Below are 16,914 nucleotides of genomic sequence, written 5' to 3'. Positions count from 1 at the left end.
AACGTGATCCGTTTCATTCTTTCGTTTTTCGGGGCGATCTTCAGCCTCGTAACCCTGGGTATCTTCATGGCCGCACTGGTGATCGGTGCGGTGTTCTGGATGTATGGGCGCGACCTGCCCAGCCATGAATCGCTGGCGCAGTACAAGCCGCCGACGATCAGCCGGATTTATTCCGGCGAGGGTCAGTTGATCGATGAATTCGCGCAGGAACGCCGCCTGTTTACGCCGTCCGAAGAAATTCCCGATCTGGTGAAACAGGCGTTCATCTCGGCGGAAGACAAGAACTTCTATACGCATCAGGGTTATGATCCGCGCGGGATCGTTGCCGCAGGTGTCGAGGCGGTCCAATCCAAGGGCGCGAATGTCCGCGGCGCGTCCACGATCACCCAGCAGGTGATGAAAAACTTTCTGCTGTCCGGCGACCGTCAGGCCGAGCGAAAGATCAAGGAAATCATCCTGGCCACCCGTCTGGAAGATACGCTCGACAAGGAACAGATCCTTGAACTCTATATGAACGAGATCTTTCTGGGTCAGAACTCTTACGGCGTGACGGCGGCGGCGCAGACCTATTTCAACAAGACGCTGCAGGAACTGGCCCCGCATGAGGCTGCAACACTGGCGTCGATGCCAAAAGCCCCGTCAAACTATCACCCCGTGTTCGAGAAACAACGCCTGCTGGACCGCCGTAACTACGTTCTGCGTGAGATGAATCAGAACGGATATATCGACGCGTCAACCTATGAGACCGAGGTCGCCATGCCGCTGCGCTCGGTCCAGAACGGCGATTTTGAAAGTTTCCGCACAGCTTTGCCGCCTCGAGACTACTTCACCGACGAAATCCGCCGCCAGCTGAGCGAGGATTTCGGTGAGGGTGAGTTCTTTACCGGCGGGTTCACCGTACGCGCCTCGGTGGACGAGGAAATGCAGGTCGAGGCGGCCAAGGCCCTGCGCGTGGCATTGCAGAAATACGACCGCTCACGCGGTAAGTGGCGGGGCACCGGAGAGGTGATCGCCGATGAGACGCTGGCGGATGAAGCCAAGTGGCGCGAGGCCCTGTCGACGCTGGAAATCCCGCGTGATGTGGTACTGCCAACGCAATGGTATCCGGCTGTTGTGCTGAACGTGGCCGAGCAATCGCTGACGGTCGGAATCGAAGATGGCCCTGCCGACGGGACAGTCCCACGCTCGGATATCCAATGGATGCAGGGCAATTTCTTCGACAATTTCAAACGGGGTGATGTCATTCTGGTCATGGCGGGCGAAGACGGCCAATGGTCGGCCCGTCAGGTGCCCGAGGTACAGGGTGGCTTTGTCGCGATGGACGTGAACTCGGGCCGCGTGCTGGCGATGCAGGGTGGGTTTTCCTATCAGGATTCGGTGTTCAACCGTGCCACGCAGGCGCAGCGGCAGCCTGGGTCCAGCTTCAAGCCCTTCGTCTATGCCGCCGCTCTGGACAGTGGCTATAGCCCGGCGACAATCGTTGTGGACGCGCCCATTGAGGTGAACACACCGCAGGGGCTCTGGCGTCCCAAGAACTCGTCGAACAAGTTTTACGGCCCGACACCGCTGCGCACCGGAATTGAACAATCACGGAACCTAATGACCATTCGTCTGGCGCAAGAAGTGACCATGCCCGTGGTCGCAGGTTATGCCGAACGGTTCGGCGTCTATGACCGGATGGGCGCGTTCCTTGCGAACTCGCTGGGGTCCGAGGAGACGACGCTTTATAAGATGGTCGCGGCCTACGCGATGTTCGCCAACGGCGGTGAGCGGGTTGAGCCCACACTGGTCGACCGCATTCAGGACCGCTTTGGCAAAACCATCTATCGCCATGACGACCGCCAGTGTCTGGATTGTAACTCAAGCTGGTTGGAGCCTGACGAGGCTCCGACAATCGAGACAAACAGGTCTCAGGTCATGGACGCGATTACCGCCTATCAGCTGACCTCGATGATGAAAGGCGTTGTGGATCGCGGCACCGCATCCAGCTTTGTCAATTTGCCGGTGCCGACGGCGGGCAAGACGGGCACGACCAACGACTCGAAGGATGCGTGGTTCATCGGCTTTACATCCAACATCGTCGCCGGGTGTTACATCGGTTATGATCGCCCGCGCCCCATGGGACGTGGCGCCTATGGCGGCACCATGTGCGGCCCGGTCTTCCAGAGCTTTATGGAACACGCGACCGAGAAATACGGTGGCGGCCCGTTCGACGTGCCAGAGGGCGGACATTTCATCAAGATCGACCGCTTCAGCGGCGCGCGCCTGCCCGAAAGCGCGACCGGCGACTATGTGGTCGCCGAGTATTTCCGCGATGGCGTCGATGGCTTCATCGACCGCGTCTATGACGGCGGCTTTGCGATGGGCTCTGACCTGCCGTTGTTCGAAGAGGCCAGTTCGGGCCGTCAGGTCACCACCTCGACCGGGAACACGATCACGGTTGGCCCGAACGCCAGCCAGGGCGATCTGCAGGGCGGCGGGCTTTATTGACCCGCTGCCTCCAGCAACAGACGCAACAGATCGGCTTCGGGGTCGTGCCCGATTGTTCCACCAGCGCGCCAAAAGATTGAAAGCGCACATTTGGCGGCAGCCCATTTCGCAAGCCGGTCGCGCGATACGTTCATAGCATCAGCATAGAGCGTCAGACATCGTTCGATCTGTTCCGGACGCCGGACCAGATCTGACATCCCCTTGGGGTGGCGCAGGGCATTGGCCAGCTCAAACGCGCGATCGCCCACATAACCTTTGGCGTCAATGACCTTAGGTCCGGTGTTTGTCAGGATCACATTGTCGGGGTGCAGATCTCCGTGCAGTGGCACGGGGTTTGTTTGGTTGTCGAGCATATGATGCGCCAGATCGCAGGCCATCTGCATATCGGTTTTCAACCCCACCGGACAATCCGACGAAAACGTGCAAGTGAAAAGTGGATCAAAGATGTGGCTGAGGGGTCGCCATGCCGGATGATCGGGAATTGGTGCTGATTGGAGCCGTTCTGCCGTTTCAGCAAAAAGGGACAGTGCCTGCATTATCTTGCCGTCGCGGGCCACATCGCCGAGTGTCGGGCCGCTCAGCCATTCCATGAGGACCGCTTCTTCTGCCTCGGCCAAAATCCTGACTGCCCCGGCACCGTTCCACATCCGAAGAATTCGAGTTCCCGCAGCTTCGTTTCCACGATCCTGGCGGTTGTAGAGTTTGAGGGCCGCCATTTGCCCGTCCTGCGTCCGGACCTTCCACACACGTGCGTGGCCGGTTTCCGAGACCAGAATGGCCCCGCTCAGCCCCCATGCATCAAGGATATCCGCCAGAGCGGCAGGCATTCGCGTCTCCTTCATCTTGTGGTGGCCTGAACCTCTTGCTATCACGCAGGCCTGATTGAGCAAGTTGGGACGTAACCATGCGCGCGGAAACCCAGAATATCGTGGCGGACATCGAAAAGTCGCTGGAGCTGTTGTCGCAGCGCATGGACTATGAAACCGCGCCGCACCGGCTGGAAGAGTTCAACGCCCGGGTCGAAGACCCCAACTTGTGGGATAACCCGGAAAACGCCCAGAAACTGATGCGCGAGCGTCAGATGCTGGTGGATGCCATTGAAACCTACGAGTCGATCAAGACCGATCTGAGCGACAATATCGAGTTGATCGAACTTGGTGAAATGGAGGAAGACGAAGAAGTCGTCAAAGACGCCGAGGATGCGATTGCCAAACTGGGCGCGAAAGCGGCCAAGAAAGAGCTTGAGGCGCTGCTGGACGGTGAAGCGGATGGCAATGATACCTTCCTCGAGATCAACTCGGGCGCCGGAGGGACAGAAAGCTGTGACTGGGCCTCGATGCTGGCGCGGATGTATGTGCGTTGGGCCGAGAAGAAGGGCTATACGGTCGAGCTGCAGTCCGAGACGGCTGGGGAAGAGGCTGGAATCAAATCCGCAGCTTACAAGATTTCCGGCCATAACGCCTATGGCTGGTTGAAATCGGAAAGTGGTGTGCACCGGCTGGTGCGCATCTCGCCCTTTGATTCCGCGGCCAAGCGGCACACCTCTTTCAGCTCGGTCTGGGTGTATCCCGTGGTCGATGACAATATCGAGATCGAAGTGAACCCGTCGGATATCCGGATCGATACCTACCGGTCGTCAGGTGCGGGTGGGCAGCACGTGAACACGACGGATTCGGCCGTGCGGATTACCCATATCCCGACCGGAATTGTTGTGACCAGTTCGGAAAAGTCGCAGCACCAGAACCGGGATATCGCCATGAAGGCGCTGAAATCGCGGCTTTACCAGCAAGAGTTGGACCGGCGGAACGCGGATATCAATGCGGCGCATGAGGCCAAAGGTGATGCGGGCTGGGGTAACCAGATCCGGTCCTACGTTCTGCAGCCTTACCAGATGGTCAAGGATCTGCGGACGAATTTCGAAACCTCTGACACCAAAGGGGTGTTGGACGGTGATCTCGATGGGTTCATGGCTGCAACGCTGGCCCTGGACGTAGCAGGCAAAAGCCGGTCCGAAGCGCAGGGCGATTAGGTCGGGCAGGGGGCGCTGCCCCCGCCGCGGCAAGCCGCGACTCCCCCGGGATATTTTTGGCCAGATGAAGCCGGGGCGGGTGCGCGGTCGGATGGGAAAAGATACATCTAAACAGTGGGTTTAAATGCCGGGACGGCTTGGCTAGGCTGGTTGGTAACCGCTGATGAGGACGCTCGAGCCATTGATGGACCTGACCCAGATTTCCGCCCAGACCCTGCTGGCTGATTTGGCCGATCGACGCGTGTCCTGTGCGGAGGTGATGCAGGCCACTCTGAACCGGATCGGACAGGTCAATCCTGATGTGAATGCCATTGTTGCGATGCGCGATGAGCGGTCGCTGTTGGCAGAGGCGCAGGCGCTGGATGCAGGACCCGTTCGGGGGCCGTTGCACGGTTTGCCGATGGCGGTCAAGGATCTGGTCAATGTGGCGGGCATCGTGTCGTCGCAGGGCTCGCCGTTGTTTCGGGATTTTGTGCCCGAGGCTGATGACTTGATGGCATCTCGGCTGCGGGCGGCAGGGGCGATTTTGATCGGCAAGACCAATTCGCCGGAGTTTGGATTGGGATCGCACACTTTCAACCCGGTCTATGGCGCGACGGGCAATCCCTATAATGCCCAACGGACCTGTGGCGGGTCGTCCGGGGGCGCCGCGGTCGCGTTGGCAACCGGAATGCTGGCCTTGGCGGACGGCTCGGACATGATGGGCAGTTTGCGCAACCCTGCCGCGTGGAACAATGTGTACGGTTTTCGGCCAAGCTGGGGCGTGGTTCCATCAGAGCCTTCAGGCGATGGATTCCTGCATCAACTATCGACATTGGGTCCGATGGCGCGGTCACCGGCAGATCTGGGGATCTTACTGGATGTCATGGCCGGTCCGGATGCAAGGCTACCCAACAACAGCCCCTTTGAGAACGGCGGCCCGGTGCTGCCATCTGACCTGTCCGGTATGCGGATTGGGTGGCTGGGGGATTGGGGCGGCGCATTTCCGTATGAGGCGGGTATTTCGGATATCTGTCAGTATGCACTACGGGTCTTTGCCGAGCTTGGTGCCCATGTGGACGAAGTGGCCCCGCCATTTGATGCCGATCTTATCTGGGAGAGTTGGATCACCTTGCGATCCTGGTCGATCGCGGCGGGGTTAGAGCCGATGTCCGAGCGAAAGGACGCGCTGAAAGACAGTGCTCAGTGGGAACTTGACCGGGGGTTGGCGATGAGCGCGATGGAGATACATCGCGCCAGTGTCATCCGGTCGGACTGGTTTCGTAAGGCAGTTCGGGTGTTTGAAGATTTTGATGCGCTGGTCCTGCCATCGGCTCAGGTCTGGCCATTTCGGATCGATATCCCCTATCCGACTGAAATCGCGGGCAGTCTGATGGACACTTACCATCGCTGGATGCAGGTGGTGACTCCGGTCAGCCTGCTGGGTCTTCCCTGTCTGGGCATGCCCGCCGGATTTGGGATCGATGGGTTGCCGATGGGGATTCAGCTGTTTGGACCGCGCGGGTCGGACGCGCGCTTGTTGTCAATGGGCGCGGCCTATCACGAAGCCACAACCTGGCCGCAACGGCGACCGGCATTTTAGACATCTTCGGGGAGGAGAGACCGAGAATGGAGAGACAGTTTGGTGTACCGACGTTGAGACCCGTGGACACCGCGATGCTGAAAGAAGCGCTGCGCCAGGCGGGGCGGGATTACCGGCGCGCGCCGCTTTTTGGCTTGATCTTTGCAGGGTTTTACGTGCTGGCCGGTTGGGTGATGGCATGGGTGACCATTCAGTCGGGCACGTCTTTCTGGCTGGTTCTGGCCGCGATCGGATTTCCACTGATCGGACCATTTGCTGCGGTCGGACTGTATGAGGTGTCGCATCGGCTGGATCAGGGCGAGCCCTTGGATTCCGCAGCAATTTTTGGTGTCGTCGTCCAGCAAAGTCGCAGGCAATTGCCGTCTATCTGCGCCATCATAGTGGTCATGTTTCTGTTCTGGTTCTTTCTGGGCCACATGATCTTTGCCTTGTTCATGGGGCTGTCCACCATGACGAACGTGTCGTCTTCTCTCGAAGTGTTTCTGACGCCGAACGGGGTGACCATGTTGGCTGTGGGAACCGCAGTCGGCGCCGTGTTTGCGATCCTGCTTTACATGATCACGGTTCTGTCTATTCCCATGTTGTTGGATCGTGAACTGGACTTTGTCACCGCCATGATCGCCAGTTTCGCCTATGTCAGCGCCAACAAAAAGGTGATGCTGGGATGGGGGGCTTTCATTGCGGTTATTACTTTTCTGGCGATGATCCCCTGGTTCCTGGGGTTGTTTCTTGTCTTGCCTCTGCTGGGGCATGCCAGTTGGCATCTGTATCGTCAGATATCGGAACCGCCCGCAAGCGCTTAGAATTTGGAAGGTTATGGGTCGCCGGGCCAGCGATTATAGCCCGGGCTGAACCGTCAGGATTCCGACGTGGGCGCAGAGCTCGGCGGAAATCTGAGATGAAAATCGGAACCATCAGAGTAAGGTGCGCGGCGCGCAATGCGCAATGCTGTCGGCAGATCTGTGCCTATGTGGTGCAACTCAACATGCTGCGGTCTGACATCGCCGCCGGTTTCGGCAGACAGGTCGAAACCTTTCCCAACCCAGATACGCGCGTCCAGCCCTTTTTGCTCAGACACTACGATCATCCGGCCCTGTCGTGCGTCTTTTCGTGTGATCAACGCACACACATGGGTTTTCGTTCCAGCGACAAAACCCATGACTTTGCGGTGATGCGGTGACGCGGACGCCGCAAGAGCGCGCGGCTCGTATCCCCGCACCAATGTGACTCCGCCGATCTGTCGAACAAAAAGCAGGCGAGACCTGGATACCTCGTTAACAGTGGAAAGTGCCTCCAGAAGCAGAAAGAATCCGGTCGGCAGGGACGCTCGGTTCTGATGAGACATGAACCAGTTCAAAGCCTCGGCTGGATGATCCAGAGGCGGGTCAATTTCGTCCAGCGGTTTCAGCAAAATGCGCGCATCGACGTTGAAAAACCGGCAAATACGATCCAGTACGTCCGGCCGGGGAAAGCTCTCTCCTGCGAGATAGCGATTGAACTGGGTCCGATTGATTCCCAACTCACGGCACAATGCCGAGACAGAAGGATAATCTTGCGCAAGCCGGCGCAAGTTTGCGCCAAACATGGCGCGCAAGTCAGCGGGACTGCGAGTGGTTTCAGTCATGTCTGTCCCAGTTTGATCTTGGCATTCCAAAACATGACGTACACAGCCTGAGGGCTGCATTGTCGTCCTGCGAAATCGTTAAAAGACCCCTGCAAGCAATCCCCGAGGATCACTTGAGGCTGCAGGCTATACGTGCTGCCAATAAAAGCAACATATTAAAGTAATTATGTTTGTGTTTTATTTATGTTATGCCTGCATTAGGTCTAATTTACTGTTGCAAAGACACAGGCGGGCCGCGTTTCTGCGCGCGGGAAACAGGCTTTCATCTGGAATGAGATGAAAGCCCCTGATCTGTCAATCACCGCGCAACAAGGCGGCGACACCGGTGCGGGCTACTTCGATCAGCCCCAGCGGGCGCATCAGATCCGCGAAGGCATCGATTTTATCCGGCGCGCCTGTGATCTCGAATATGAATGAATTCAACGTGCTGTCGACCACGTTGGCGCGGAAGATATCGGCCAGCCGCAATGCTTCGACCCGCTTGTCGCCTTCACCAACGACCTTAATAATCGCCAGCTCCCGCTCGACCGCAGCGCCTTCGACTGTCAGGTCATGCACGTCGCGTACGGAAACGATCCGACCCAGCTGTGCCTTTATCTGTTCGATCACCTGCGGCGTACCCGTTGTCACGATGGTAATGCGGCTGAGATGTCCGGTATGGTCAACCTCGGCCACGGTCAGGCTGTCGATGTTGTATCCGCGCCCCGAGAACAACCCGATCACACGGGCCAGAACACCCGGTTCGTTCTCGACCAGAACGGCGATGGTGTGCTGTTCCTGAACGTCCGAGAAGGTGGGGCGTAGATTATAGGCCGAATGGCGGGTCGAGCCTTTTTTGATGTGTAGAGCAGACATGTTGGATTACTCCGGATAGACAATATACATGGTGCGCCTCAAGTCAGAGGCTCGGTTGAGGCGGGTGTGCGCAATCGTCGAATGATCGCTGCACAACAAACAATGATCGCGGCTGACGCAACCGGGGCAAAAGCCGCGCGCATTTCAAACTGGTCAAAGTCGGTAAAGAACATAACCACGAAAGCGGGGGTGATCCCGACCCACATGAAGCCCGCCAAAACCAGCCCTGCCGGGCTGGAGCCAAGCACCCCTGCACGCAGCAAAAAGAGGGCGGCGGCCGCGATCAGTGTGGATTCATAAAACCACAAGTAGGGGCTTGCACAGATAATCCCAAGCAACAAAGTGGCGACGCGCAGATCAAAGCAGATTTTTGGGCTGCGCCAGGTCACGAACACAACGACTGCTGCCAAAGCTGCCATTACCCATTGCATCGACAATGCCATTGCGTCGGGCAAACCCAGCCCTGCGAAAACCGAATAGGCGCTGATCATAAGATCGTTGGCACTGCTGGCGCTTCTTACATATTCGACCTGTAAATCCAGCAGAGCGCGCAATTCAGACCAGTATTCGACGCCAACAACGAAAGTGGACAGTACCGTGATCGCAATTGTTGTGACGGCTGCAGAGAAAAACGTTGCCCAGGACCCTGATGCGATCAACGCGATTGGGATCAGAAGTCCAAGCTGGGGCTTCAATGTCAGCGCGCCGATCACGATACCTGCCCAAATCGGTTTACCATCCCGAAGAAGAGCCAACGCGCCGATCAGGCCTGCAATCCACAAGACGCTGGTTTGTCCTGTGGTAAGATTGGGCATCATGGCAGGGGCCAGCGCGAACCCGAGCCAGACAGGAGTTACTCCGCCCGAAAAGGGGCGATATGCGGCCAAAGAGGCCAGCAAAGATATTGCGGTGAAGACCGCCCATGCCACTGAAAAGTGCAGGGCTCCCAAAGGTGTGAGGACAATCAGGAAACCTGCTGGATATATCCATGGCATCCAGTCTTCGTTGATGATCTGGTGCGTTTGCATGAGCTTGTCCATGTCAAGCGCGTCCAGGGGGGCTCCGGATATGGCAAGGCGCGAAGCTGCCCAAAACACCCTGAAATCTATGTTCAGGGCGATTTTTCCATCGCGGACGATTTCCAGATAGCTGGTATAATTCCAGATGATGCAGAACAGGATCAGAAGTGCAGGTACCAACGTTCCGGCTTGCCACGCGCGGCGACTTTCAAACATCGACAGGCGCGCATCGGCGTAGTCCTTTTCGGTACGTATGTCCGTATGCATCTGAGCGCCTTGTCGAATTGAAGTTAAGCTGACGTTTTGTCGGCCGGGTCTGAAAAAAGTCAGACGAGAACTGATCCCTTCGAGTCGATCACGCCCTGCGTTTCAGCCTCGCCCAACAGCATCTCGTTATGGGCCTTGCCTGACGGGATCATCGGGAAGCAGTTTTCATGTTTTTCGACCAGACAGTCGAAGATGACAGGACCGTCATAAGCGATCATCTCCATGATGGCGTCATCCAGATCGGCGGGGTCGGAACACAAGATGCCCTTGGCACCGAACGCTTCGGCCAGCTTGACGAAATCGGGCAGAGCCTCGGACCAGGAATGCGAATAGCGCTCGCCATGCAGCAATTCCTGCCACTGGCGCACCATGCCAAGACGTTCGTTGTTCAGGATGAATTGCTTGACGGGCAGACGGTACTGTGCGGCGGTGCCCATCTCTTGCATGTTCATCAACCACGAGGCTTCGCCAGCCACATTGATGACCAGCGCATCCGGGTGCGCCATCTGCACGCCGATCGAGGCCGGGAAGCCATAGCCCATAGTGCCCAGACCACCGGATGTCATCCAGCGATTGGGGTCCTCGAACCCCAGATACTGCGCAGCCCACATCTGGTGCTGACCGACCTCGGTCGTGATGTAGCGGTCGTGGGTTTTCGTCAGCTCTTCCAGACGTTGCAGCGCATGCTGCGGTTTGATCGTCTTTTCACTGTTGGTGAAAGCCAGACAGTTGATCTTGCGCCACTCGGCGATCTGGTTTTGCCATTGCTGAACATTGGACGCATCTGTTTTGCGTCCGCGCGCTTTCCAGACCTTCAGAATGTCTTCCAGCACATGGGCTACGTCGCCCACAATCGGGATGTCCACGCGGATCACTTTGTTGATCGAAGATGGATCGATATCCACATGTGCCTTGATCGAGTTTGGTGAAAACGCGTCGATCCGCCCGGTGATCCGGTCGTCAAAGCGGGCACCGATATTGATCATCAGGTCACAGTCATGCATGGCCATGTTGGCCTCGTAAAGGCCGTGCATGCCAAGCATTCCCAGCCAGTTCTTGCCCGAGGCCGGATAGGCGCCCAGACCCATCAGGGTCGAGGTGATTGGAAAACCGGTTGCGTCCACAAGCTCGCGCAGCAACTGGCTGGCGGCGGGGCCAGAGTTGATGACGCCGCCACCAGTATAGAAGATCGGCTTTTTCGCGATCTCCATGGCGGCGACCAGTTCGGTGATCTCTTCCAGATCGCCTTTCAGAACCGGTTGGTAATGCGAGGTCGACGGCTTGGGTGCACTGTATTCACCGGACGCAAACTGCACATCCTTGGGGATGTCGATCAGAACCGGGCCCGGACGGCCCGACGTGGCGACATGGAACGCCTCATGGATGGTTCCGGCAAGCGAATCCGTGTCCTTGACCAGCCAGTTGTGCTTGGTGCAGGGGCGGGTGATGCCGATGGTGTCAGCCTCCTGAAAAGCGTCCGAGCCGATCATGAAGGTGGGCACCTGACCGGTCAGAACGATGATCGGGATCGAATCCATAAGCGCATCGGTCAGTCCAGTCACCGCGTTGGTCGCGCCCGGACCCGAGGTCACAAGCGCGACACCCGGCTTGCCGGTCGAGCGCGCATAACCTTCGGCGGCGTGCACGGCTCCCTGTTCATGACGCACCAGAATGTGGCGAATGTCGTTTTGCAGAAAGATTTCATCATAGATGGGTAGGACGGCGCCGCCGGGATATCCGAATACTGTGTCCACGCCCTGATCCTTGAGGGCCTGAACCACCATCTTTGCGCCGGTCATCTCACGTGTCATCTGCTTTGCTCCGTTCGCGACATGTGTCTTGCGTTGTGCCAAAAAAAAGCCCCCGAGTTTCTCGGAGGCGCATGGGTTCGATTATGGTTTACCGTTACCGGCCCATGCGCGTGGTTCCTACGATTACGACTAGCGTTCTCATCGCCAGAGGCTCCTTTTCTGCTGGACCGGACATTATGGGCGGGCGCGAGGGGCGTCAACAGGCAATTGTGCAAATTTTCTATCTCAGGCGATCTATTTCGCGACATTTTGTTGCGTCTGGCGCCGCCTACTCGGAATTTCCGCGAAATTGATGGGGGTTAACGGTGCTGAATCGGAAATATTCGTGGGTCAAATGCGTCAGGGCGATGTCCGAAACAGGCATGATGACCTGCGTGCTCTGCGTCAGGCTGTTCAGACAGAGGATGAGTGAACGAGGGTTGTCATGTTGCACGATCTGGTGGATTTGGGCCGGTATCCGATCGATTGTTCGGGCTCGCATGCCTATGACCGGCTGATCGAGGACCTGCGCCGTGATCTGGATCAGGACGGCTGCGCGGTGCTGCCGGGCTTTGTTCATGAGGCAGGGCTGACACAGCTGTTGGCCGAGGCCGACGCGGTTGCGCCCAACGCCCATCGCTCGTTCAACCGGACCAATGCGTATTTTACCAAGGATGACCCGCGTTTTGGTATCGGGCACCCTTTGCGCCGGTTCTATGACCGTTCAAACGCCTTTGTGCCGGCTGACAACTTTGCCAAGGATGGCCCGCTGCGCCGGATATACGAATTCGAAGGCTTCATGCCCTTCATCCGCACGGCCCTGAACGAGCCCGAAGACCGGTTCTTTCGCTATGATGATCCGCTGGCCGATGTGATCATCAATGTGGTGGAAGAGGGGCAGGGGTTTCCCTGGCATTTCGATACCAACAATTACACGGTCACGCTGGCGATCCAAAATGGCGAAGAAGGCGGGGCGTTTGAATACGCTGCCAATCTGCGAAGCGCAGATGATGAGAATTTTGCCGCCGTCACGTCGGTTCTGAATGGCAATATGGGGCGGGTGCGCAGGCTCGAGTTGCAACCGGGTGATCTGCAGATCTTCCGGGGCCGGTATTCCCTGCACCGTGTTGCGCCGGTGAGGGGCGCGCGCAAGCGTTATGTAGGAATATTCTCGTTTGTCGAAGCACCGGGCATGTGTGGCAGTGTCGAGCGGACCCGGCAGTTATATGGCCGCGTGCTGCCGCATCATCATGCGCGCGATGGCAACAGGACGGATCGGTTGCTGGACTGAACTGTGATAGGCTGAACCAAACTGTGTCAGGAGGGGACATGCCGCACCTGTTGGGCCTCACGCCATTTGTTTTGTGTTCCTCGTTGGAACGGCAGATCGCGTTTTATTGCACGCGACTTGGGTTTTCCTGCACGTTCCGGCAGGAGAACTACGCCTATCTCAGGCGTGATCCGGTGGCCATTCGTCTGCTGGAATGCCCGCCACGACCGGATGGCAAGCCGCTGGGTGCCGATCAGTCTTTCTATATCGACGTAGTGGATATTGATGCCTTGTATGACAGCCTTCGTCCGGGGTTGGAGGATTTGCCGGACGGGCGTATACGCGCCCCGTTTGATCAGCCCTATCAGCAGCGCGAATTTCACGTCATCGATGAGGATGGAACGCTGATCTTCTTTGGCGAGGATATTCGGAGCAAAAGCTGACCCAAGCCGCTCCCGCCCGGTGTAGACACGCCTGCGGCGCGTCTTCGCCGGTTGGGCCGGGCAGCGCGTGCCGCGCTGCGGTCAGAGGCCGGAACCGGTGCCCTGCAGAACCCCATGCTCCAGCGCATAGCGGGTCAGACCGGCGGTGGAGGAAATGCCAAGCTTGCGTTTGATATTCTTGCGGTGCGTTTCGACTGTTCGGACCGAGATATCCAGCGTCTGGGCGACCTCTTTGTTTGATTTGCCCTGCGCCAATTCCAGCAGAATGGTCTGTTCCCGCCCGGTCAATGCCTCGCGCGTGTTGCCGTCCTTGGGTTCGAGCGAGCCGCTGGCCCCGGTGCACAGATAACGCTCGCCCCGCATCACCGCGTCGATCGCCTGTTTGATCTCATCGGTGGGCACATCCTTGAGGATATACCCGCGCGCGCCGTGGCTGAGAGCGGTCGAGATATACTCGGGGCTGTCATGCATCGACAGGATAAGAACCCGCGTGTCGGGTGCGCGTTCCAGAATGATTTCGGTGGCGCTCAGCCCGTTCAGACCCGGCATGTTGAGGTCCATCAACACGACATCCGGCCGCAGCGCGTCGGCCTGATCGACGGCCTCCTGACCGCTCGAGAGTGTGCCGACCACTTCAATCTCGTCATAGCTTTCCAAAAGTGACTGGATACCTTCGGCCACCATCGGGTGGTCATCGACGATCAGTACGCGTACCGGTTCTGTCATCACGAACCTGCCTTTCGGGTTGGGGTTGCGTCATCCTGAGGCGACAGCAGGTGGCTCAGCGGCAGGGTCACTTCGATCACCGTACCACTGCGTGTGCCCCGGGATGACAGGATACGCAGGGTCCCGTCAAGCCGGTCCACACGTTCCTGAATGTTGCGCAGGCCGATCCCGGTGCCGGCTGAGCCCGGTTCATTCCGCAACCCGCGTCCGTTGTCGGTGATGCGCATGGTGGCGCCTTTCTTGTGCCCTCTCAGGTCGATGGTCACTTGGGTCGCGCCGGAATGGCGCTCGATATTGGTCAACGCTTCCTGCGCGATGCGGTAGAGGGCGATCTTGCTGTCCTGGTCCAGCCGGTTGCGGAATACCACGGTCGAAAACTCGGTTTCAACACCGGTGCGTTCCCGGAAATCATCGGTCAGCGCTTTCAAGGCGGGTCCCAGGCCCAGATCATCCAGAACCCCGGGCCTCAGGTCCCGGCTGATCCGGCGCACTTCGGTGATCGCGGTGCCCAGATTGTCGATGCCTTTCTGCAAAGGTTCACGTGCCCCGTCTTCATCCCCCTTGATCAGCCGACGGCGGGCATTGTCCAGCGCATAGCGGACGCCCACCAATATCTGACTGATGCCGTCATGCAGTTCGCGCGCCACCCGGCCACGCTCTTCTTCTTGGGTGTCGAATACTCTTTGCGTCAGTTCCTTGAGCTTGGCATCCGCCAGACGGCGTTCGCGGATATTCAGCAACATGCCCGAGGCAAACACGATCAGCACGGCGGCCAGAACGATACCGCCAATATACATGAAAGTGCGCCGAACCCGGGTTTCGACCTCGGCGCGGGCATTGGCCACGGTCGCCACGATGTCGTCGATGAACACGCCGGTGCCCACGACCCAACGCCAATCCTGCAGGCCGACCACATAAGCGATCATCTGCGCCTCTTCTCCGATTGACGGTTTCTGCCACATGAAATTGTGCCAGCCCGCACCCTGACGGGCCAGACGGATAAACTCGTCGACCACAGGGGTGCCGTCGCTGTCGGTCAGGCCTTCCCAGTTTCGGTTGATGAATTCGGTCTGGCGTGGGCTGACCAGGTTGTTGCCGTCATAATCGTAGACAAAGAAAAACCCGTCCTTCCCATAGATCATCGCCGACAGGATTTGGGTCACCAGGCTTTTCGCCTCGGCGTCATCGGGCGCGGCGCGTCCGTATATGTAGGCAAAACCGTTGCGGGCCTGCGTAACATAATTGCGCAGCTCGGCCCTTTTTGCCTCGATCAAGCGTTGTTCAAGTGCCTGGATTTCGCGTTCGGCTGTCGCGCGGGATTCGTAGGTGACAAGTGCGGCAATGGCGGCCACCGCGACAATCAGCGGAATCGCAGCCACAAGCGACAGCTTCTGTCCGTAGGTCAGCCTGATTAGGTTTCGAACTCCTCCCATAGCCGAATCGATACGCAAGCTGCGTGGAAATTGCAAAAACATTGGGCCAAACCGGGTGATCTGGCCCCGGATCGGCACCAACTGGGATCACATTGAGCCTTGAGAGGGAATTGAGTGCGCAAAAAAGGGCGCGTCTACGCAGTTGTAGGTATTCACATTCCCATGCCCCTGATTAGGCTGCGCACACTGACAACGACTGACCCGGTATGTGCCGGGTATTGAATATGCAGGGGAGGAACACTCATATGGATCGTCGTTCATTTCTGAAAACATCTGCTCTGGGCGGCTCGGCAGCTGCGGCCACCACGCTGGCGGCACCGGCTTATGCGCAGGGCAATCGCACCCTGACCATGGTGACATCTTGGGGTCGCGGTCTGGCTGGTGTGTTTGACAGCGCGCAGCGTTGTGCCGACAGCATCAACGCCATGTCTGATGGCAGCCTGACGGTTGACATCAAGGCGGCAGGTGAACTGGTTGGCGCGTTTGAGGTGTTTGACGCGGTATCGTCCGGTCAGGCGGACATGTACCACGCGGCGGACTATTACTTTGTCGGTCAGCACCCGGGCTATGCATTCTTCACGGCCGTGCCGTTTGGCATGACCGCGCAGGAACTGGTGAACTGGTACTACCATGCCGGTGGTATGGAGCTGCATGACGAGCTGGGCGAAATCTTCGGCCTGAAATCCTTCCTGGCCGGTAACACTGGTGCACAGGCAGGTGGCTGGTACTCGAAAGAGATTAACAGCCCCGAAGACTTCAACGGCCTGAAATTCCGTATGCCGGGTCTGGGCGGCAAGGCGCTGGGCAAACTGGGCGCATCGGTGCAGAACATCCCGGGCTCGGAAGTGTATCAGGCGCTGTCGTCCGGCGCGATTGACGGCACCGAGTGGATCGGTCCCTGGGCCGACGAAAAAGCCGGTTTCCAGGAAATCACCAAGACCTACTACACCGCTGGCTTCCACGAGCCGGGCGCAGGTCTGTCGCTGGCCACCAACCGCGACGTGTTTGATGAACTGACACCAGCACAGCAGAAGATCATCGAGATCGCCGCCGCCGAAGCGCACCAGTGGAATCTGGCGCAATTCCTGGCCAATAACGGTGCCGCTCTGCAGCGCCTGCAGGCTGGTGGTGTGAAGGTTCTGGAATTCCCCGACAGCGTCTGGGATGCCTTCGGTCAGGCCAGCCAGGAAGTGCTGGACGAGAACATGGGCGACGAACTGTTCAAGAAAATCCACGACAGCGCAATGTCCTCGATGGCCGCATCTTCGGCGTGGCAGAACCTGTCGTCGGGTGCCTACACCACGCAGCGTGACCGCGTACGCGGCTAAGCTGACTTGCAACAAACAGACCGGTTTCCCCGCTTGTGCGGGGAGGCCTTTCCCGTTG

Annotated in this window: 14 protein-coding genes; 7 read left to right on the top strand and 7 right to left on the bottom strand. The window is 58.2% G+C overall.

What is annotated here, in order from left to right; all coding sequences use genetic code 11:
• Positions 1 to 3 precede the first annotated feature (3 nt).
• On the top strand, positions 4 to 2,490 hold the full coding sequence (locus tag ACRZ9X_RS01175; RefSeq protein ID WP_480515368.1) for a penicillin-binding protein 1A: 2,487 nt from the start codon (positions 4 to 6) through the stop codon (positions 2,488 to 2,490).
• On the opposite strand, the gene ACRZ9X_RS01170 is transcribed toward ACRZ9X_RS01175, so the two are convergent.
• Entirely contained in the window at positions 2,484 to 3,317 is an 834-nt protein-coding gene (locus ACRZ9X_RS01170; RefSeq protein ID WP_480515366.1) for an aminoglycoside phosphotransferase family protein, read from the bottom strand. The genes ACRZ9X_RS01175 and ACRZ9X_RS01170 overlap by 7 nt on opposite strands.
• A 77-nt stretch (positions 3,318 to 3,394) precedes the next feature.
• Here ACRZ9X_RS01170 and prfB point away from each other — a divergent pair, with 77 nt between their 5' ends.
• The 3 genes from prfB to ACRZ9X_RS01155 all read left to right on the top strand — a co-directional run bounded on the left by prfB (position 3,395) and on the right by ACRZ9X_RS01155 (position 6,904).
• Positions 3,395 to 4,519 carry a peptide chain release factor 2 gene (gene prfB / locus ACRZ9X_RS01165; protein ID WP_480515364.1) on the top strand — a complete coding sequence of 375 codons (1,125 nt, stop codon included), beginning with the start codon at positions 3,395 to 3,397 and terminating at the stop codon, positions 4,517 to 4,519.
• Positions 4,520 to 4,703: 184 nt separating this feature from the next.
• Positions 4,704 to 6,101: an amidase gene (locus tag ACRZ9X_RS01160; protein WP_480515891.1), complete on the top strand. Its 1,398-nt coding sequence runs from the start codon at positions 4,704 to 4,706 to the stop codon at positions 6,099 to 6,101.
• A gap of 26 nt (positions 6,102 to 6,127) precedes the next feature.
• Positions 6,128 to 6,904: a DUF2189 domain-containing protein gene (locus tag ACRZ9X_RS01155; protein ID WP_480515362.1), complete on the top strand. Its 777-nt coding sequence runs from the start codon at positions 6,128 to 6,130 to the stop codon at positions 6,902 to 6,904.
• A 53-nt stretch (positions 6,905 to 6,957) separates the two neighbouring features.
• Here ACRZ9X_RS01155 and ACRZ9X_RS01150 read toward each other — a convergent pair whose 3' ends face one another.
• The 4 genes from ACRZ9X_RS01150 to ACRZ9X_RS01135 all read right to left on the bottom strand — a co-directional run bounded on the left by ACRZ9X_RS01150 (position 6,958) and on the right by ACRZ9X_RS01135 (position 11,677).
• Entirely contained in the window at positions 6,958 to 7,725 is a 768-nt protein-coding gene (locus ACRZ9X_RS01150) for a helix-turn-helix domain-containing protein (RefSeq protein ID WP_480515361.1), read from the bottom strand.
• Between the two features lie 294 nt (positions 7,726 to 8,019).
• Positions 8,020 to 8,580: an acetolactate synthase small subunit gene (ilvN, locus tag ACRZ9X_RS01145; protein ID WP_480515359.1), complete on the bottom strand. Its 561-nt coding sequence runs from the start codon at positions 8,578 to 8,580 to the stop codon at positions 8,020 to 8,022.
• 38 nt (positions 8,581 to 8,618) lie between these two features.
• Positions 8,619 to 9,866 (bottom strand): glycosyltransferase family 87 protein, encoded by a 1,248-nt coding sequence (locus tag ACRZ9X_RS01140; RefSeq protein WP_480515357.1) that lies wholly within the window; start codon positions 9,864 to 9,866, stop codon positions 8,619 to 8,621.
• A gap of 59 nt (positions 9,867 to 9,925) precedes the next feature.
• Positions 9,926 to 11,677: an acetolactate synthase 3 large subunit gene (locus tag ACRZ9X_RS01135; RefSeq protein WP_480515355.1), complete on the bottom strand. Its 1,752-nt coding sequence runs from the start codon at positions 11,675 to 11,677 to the stop codon at positions 9,926 to 9,928.
• A 424-nt stretch (positions 11,678 to 12,101) separates the two neighbouring features.
• Between ACRZ9X_RS01135 and ACRZ9X_RS01130 the strand changes: the two genes are divergently transcribed.
• Together ACRZ9X_RS01130 and ACRZ9X_RS01125 are read left to right on the top strand one after the other, a co-directional pair.
• Positions 12,102 to 12,947 carry a HalD/BesD family halogenase gene (locus ACRZ9X_RS01130; RefSeq protein WP_480515353.1) on the top strand — a complete coding sequence of 282 codons (846 nt, stop codon included), beginning with the start codon at positions 12,102 to 12,104 and terminating at the stop codon, positions 12,945 to 12,947.
• A 38-nt stretch (positions 12,948 to 12,985) separates the two neighbouring features.
• Complete coding sequence (locus ACRZ9X_RS01125; RefSeq protein ID WP_480515351.1) at positions 12,986 to 13,369, top strand: bleomycin resistance protein; 384 nt, start codon at positions 12,986 to 12,988, stop codon at positions 13,367 to 13,369.
• An 81-nt stretch (positions 13,370 to 13,450) separates the two neighbouring features.
• Here the strand turns inward: ACRZ9X_RS01125 and ACRZ9X_RS01120 are convergent, their stop codons facing one another.
• Positions 13,451 to 14,095 (bottom strand): response regulator transcription factor, encoded by a 645-nt coding sequence (locus tag ACRZ9X_RS01120; RefSeq protein WP_480515349.1) that lies wholly within the window; start codon positions 14,093 to 14,095, stop codon positions 13,451 to 13,453.
• Complete coding sequence (locus tag ACRZ9X_RS01115) at positions 14,095 to 15,528, bottom strand: cache domain-containing protein (RefSeq protein WP_480515347.1); 1,434 nt, start codon at positions 15,526 to 15,528, stop codon at positions 14,095 to 14,097. Before ACRZ9X_RS01115 ends, ACRZ9X_RS01120 begins: the two co-directional genes overlap by 1 nt.
• A 245-nt stretch (positions 15,529 to 15,773) precedes the next feature.
• Here ACRZ9X_RS01115 and ACRZ9X_RS01110 point away from each other — a divergent pair, with 245 nt between their 5' ends.
• Positions 15,774 to 16,856: a TRAP transporter substrate-binding protein gene (locus ACRZ9X_RS01110; RefSeq protein WP_480515345.1), complete on the top strand. Its 1,083-nt coding sequence runs from the start codon at positions 15,774 to 15,776 to the stop codon at positions 16,854 to 16,856.
• The last annotated feature ends 58 nt before the right edge of the window (positions 16,857 to 16,914 follow it).

The sequence above is a fragment of the Ruegeria sp. AL1 genome (genome assembly GCF_056540905.1).
Note: the sequence above shows the minus strand (reverse complement) of the source record. Positions and strands in the feature narration are given on the sequence as shown.

Excerpts from the sequence above, each read along its gene's own strand:
- ACRZ9X_RS01115 (WP_480515347.1), bottom strand. The coding sequence starts at position 15,528 with ATGGGAGGAGTTCGAAACCTAATCAGGCTGACCTACGGACAGAAGCTG.
- ACRZ9X_RS01135 (WP_480515355.1), bottom strand. The coding sequence starts at position 11,677 with ATGACACGTGAGATGACCGGCGCAAAGATGGTGGTTCAGGCCCTCAAG.
- ACRZ9X_RS01170 (WP_480515366.1), bottom strand. The coding sequence starts at position 3,317 with ATGCCTGCCGCTCTGGCGGATATCCTTGATGCATGGGGGCTGAGCGGG.
- ACRZ9X_RS01155 (WP_480515362.1), top strand. The coding sequence starts at position 6,128 with ATGGAGAGACAGTTTGGTGTACCGACGTTGAGACCCGTGGACACCGCG.
- ACRZ9X_RS01120 (WP_480515349.1), bottom strand. The coding sequence starts at position 14,095 with ATGACAGAACCGGTACGCGTACTGATCGTCGATGACCACCCGATGGTG.
- ACRZ9X_RS01130 (WP_480515353.1), top strand. The coding sequence starts at position 12,102 with ATGTTGCACGATCTGGTGGATTTGGGCCGGTATCCGATCGATTGTTCG.
- ACRZ9X_RS01110 (WP_480515345.1), top strand. The coding sequence starts at position 15,774 with ATGGATCGTCGTTCATTTCTGAAAACATCTGCTCTGGGCGGCTCGGCA.
- ACRZ9X_RS01150 (WP_480515361.1), bottom strand. The coding sequence starts at position 7,725 with ATGACTGAAACCACTCGCAGTCCCGCTGACTTGCGCGCCATGTTTGGC.
- ACRZ9X_RS01140 (WP_480515357.1), bottom strand. The coding sequence starts at position 9,866 with ATGCATACGGACATACGTACCGAAAAGGACTACGCCGATGCGCGCCTG.
- ACRZ9X_RS01160 (WP_480515891.1), top strand. The coding sequence starts at position 4,704 with ATGGACCTGACCCAGATTTCCGCCCAGACCCTGCTGGCTGATTTGGCC.
- prfB (WP_480515364.1), top strand. The coding sequence starts at position 3,395 with ATGCGCGCGGAAACCCAGAATATCGTGGCGGACATCGAAAAGTCGCTG.
- ACRZ9X_RS01125 (WP_480515351.1), top strand. The coding sequence starts at position 12,986 with ATGCCGCACCTGTTGGGCCTCACGCCATTTGTTTTGTGTTCCTCGTTG.
- ilvN (WP_480515359.1), bottom strand. The coding sequence starts at position 8,580 with ATGTCTGCTCTACACATCAAAAAAGGCTCGACCCGCCATTCGGCCTAT.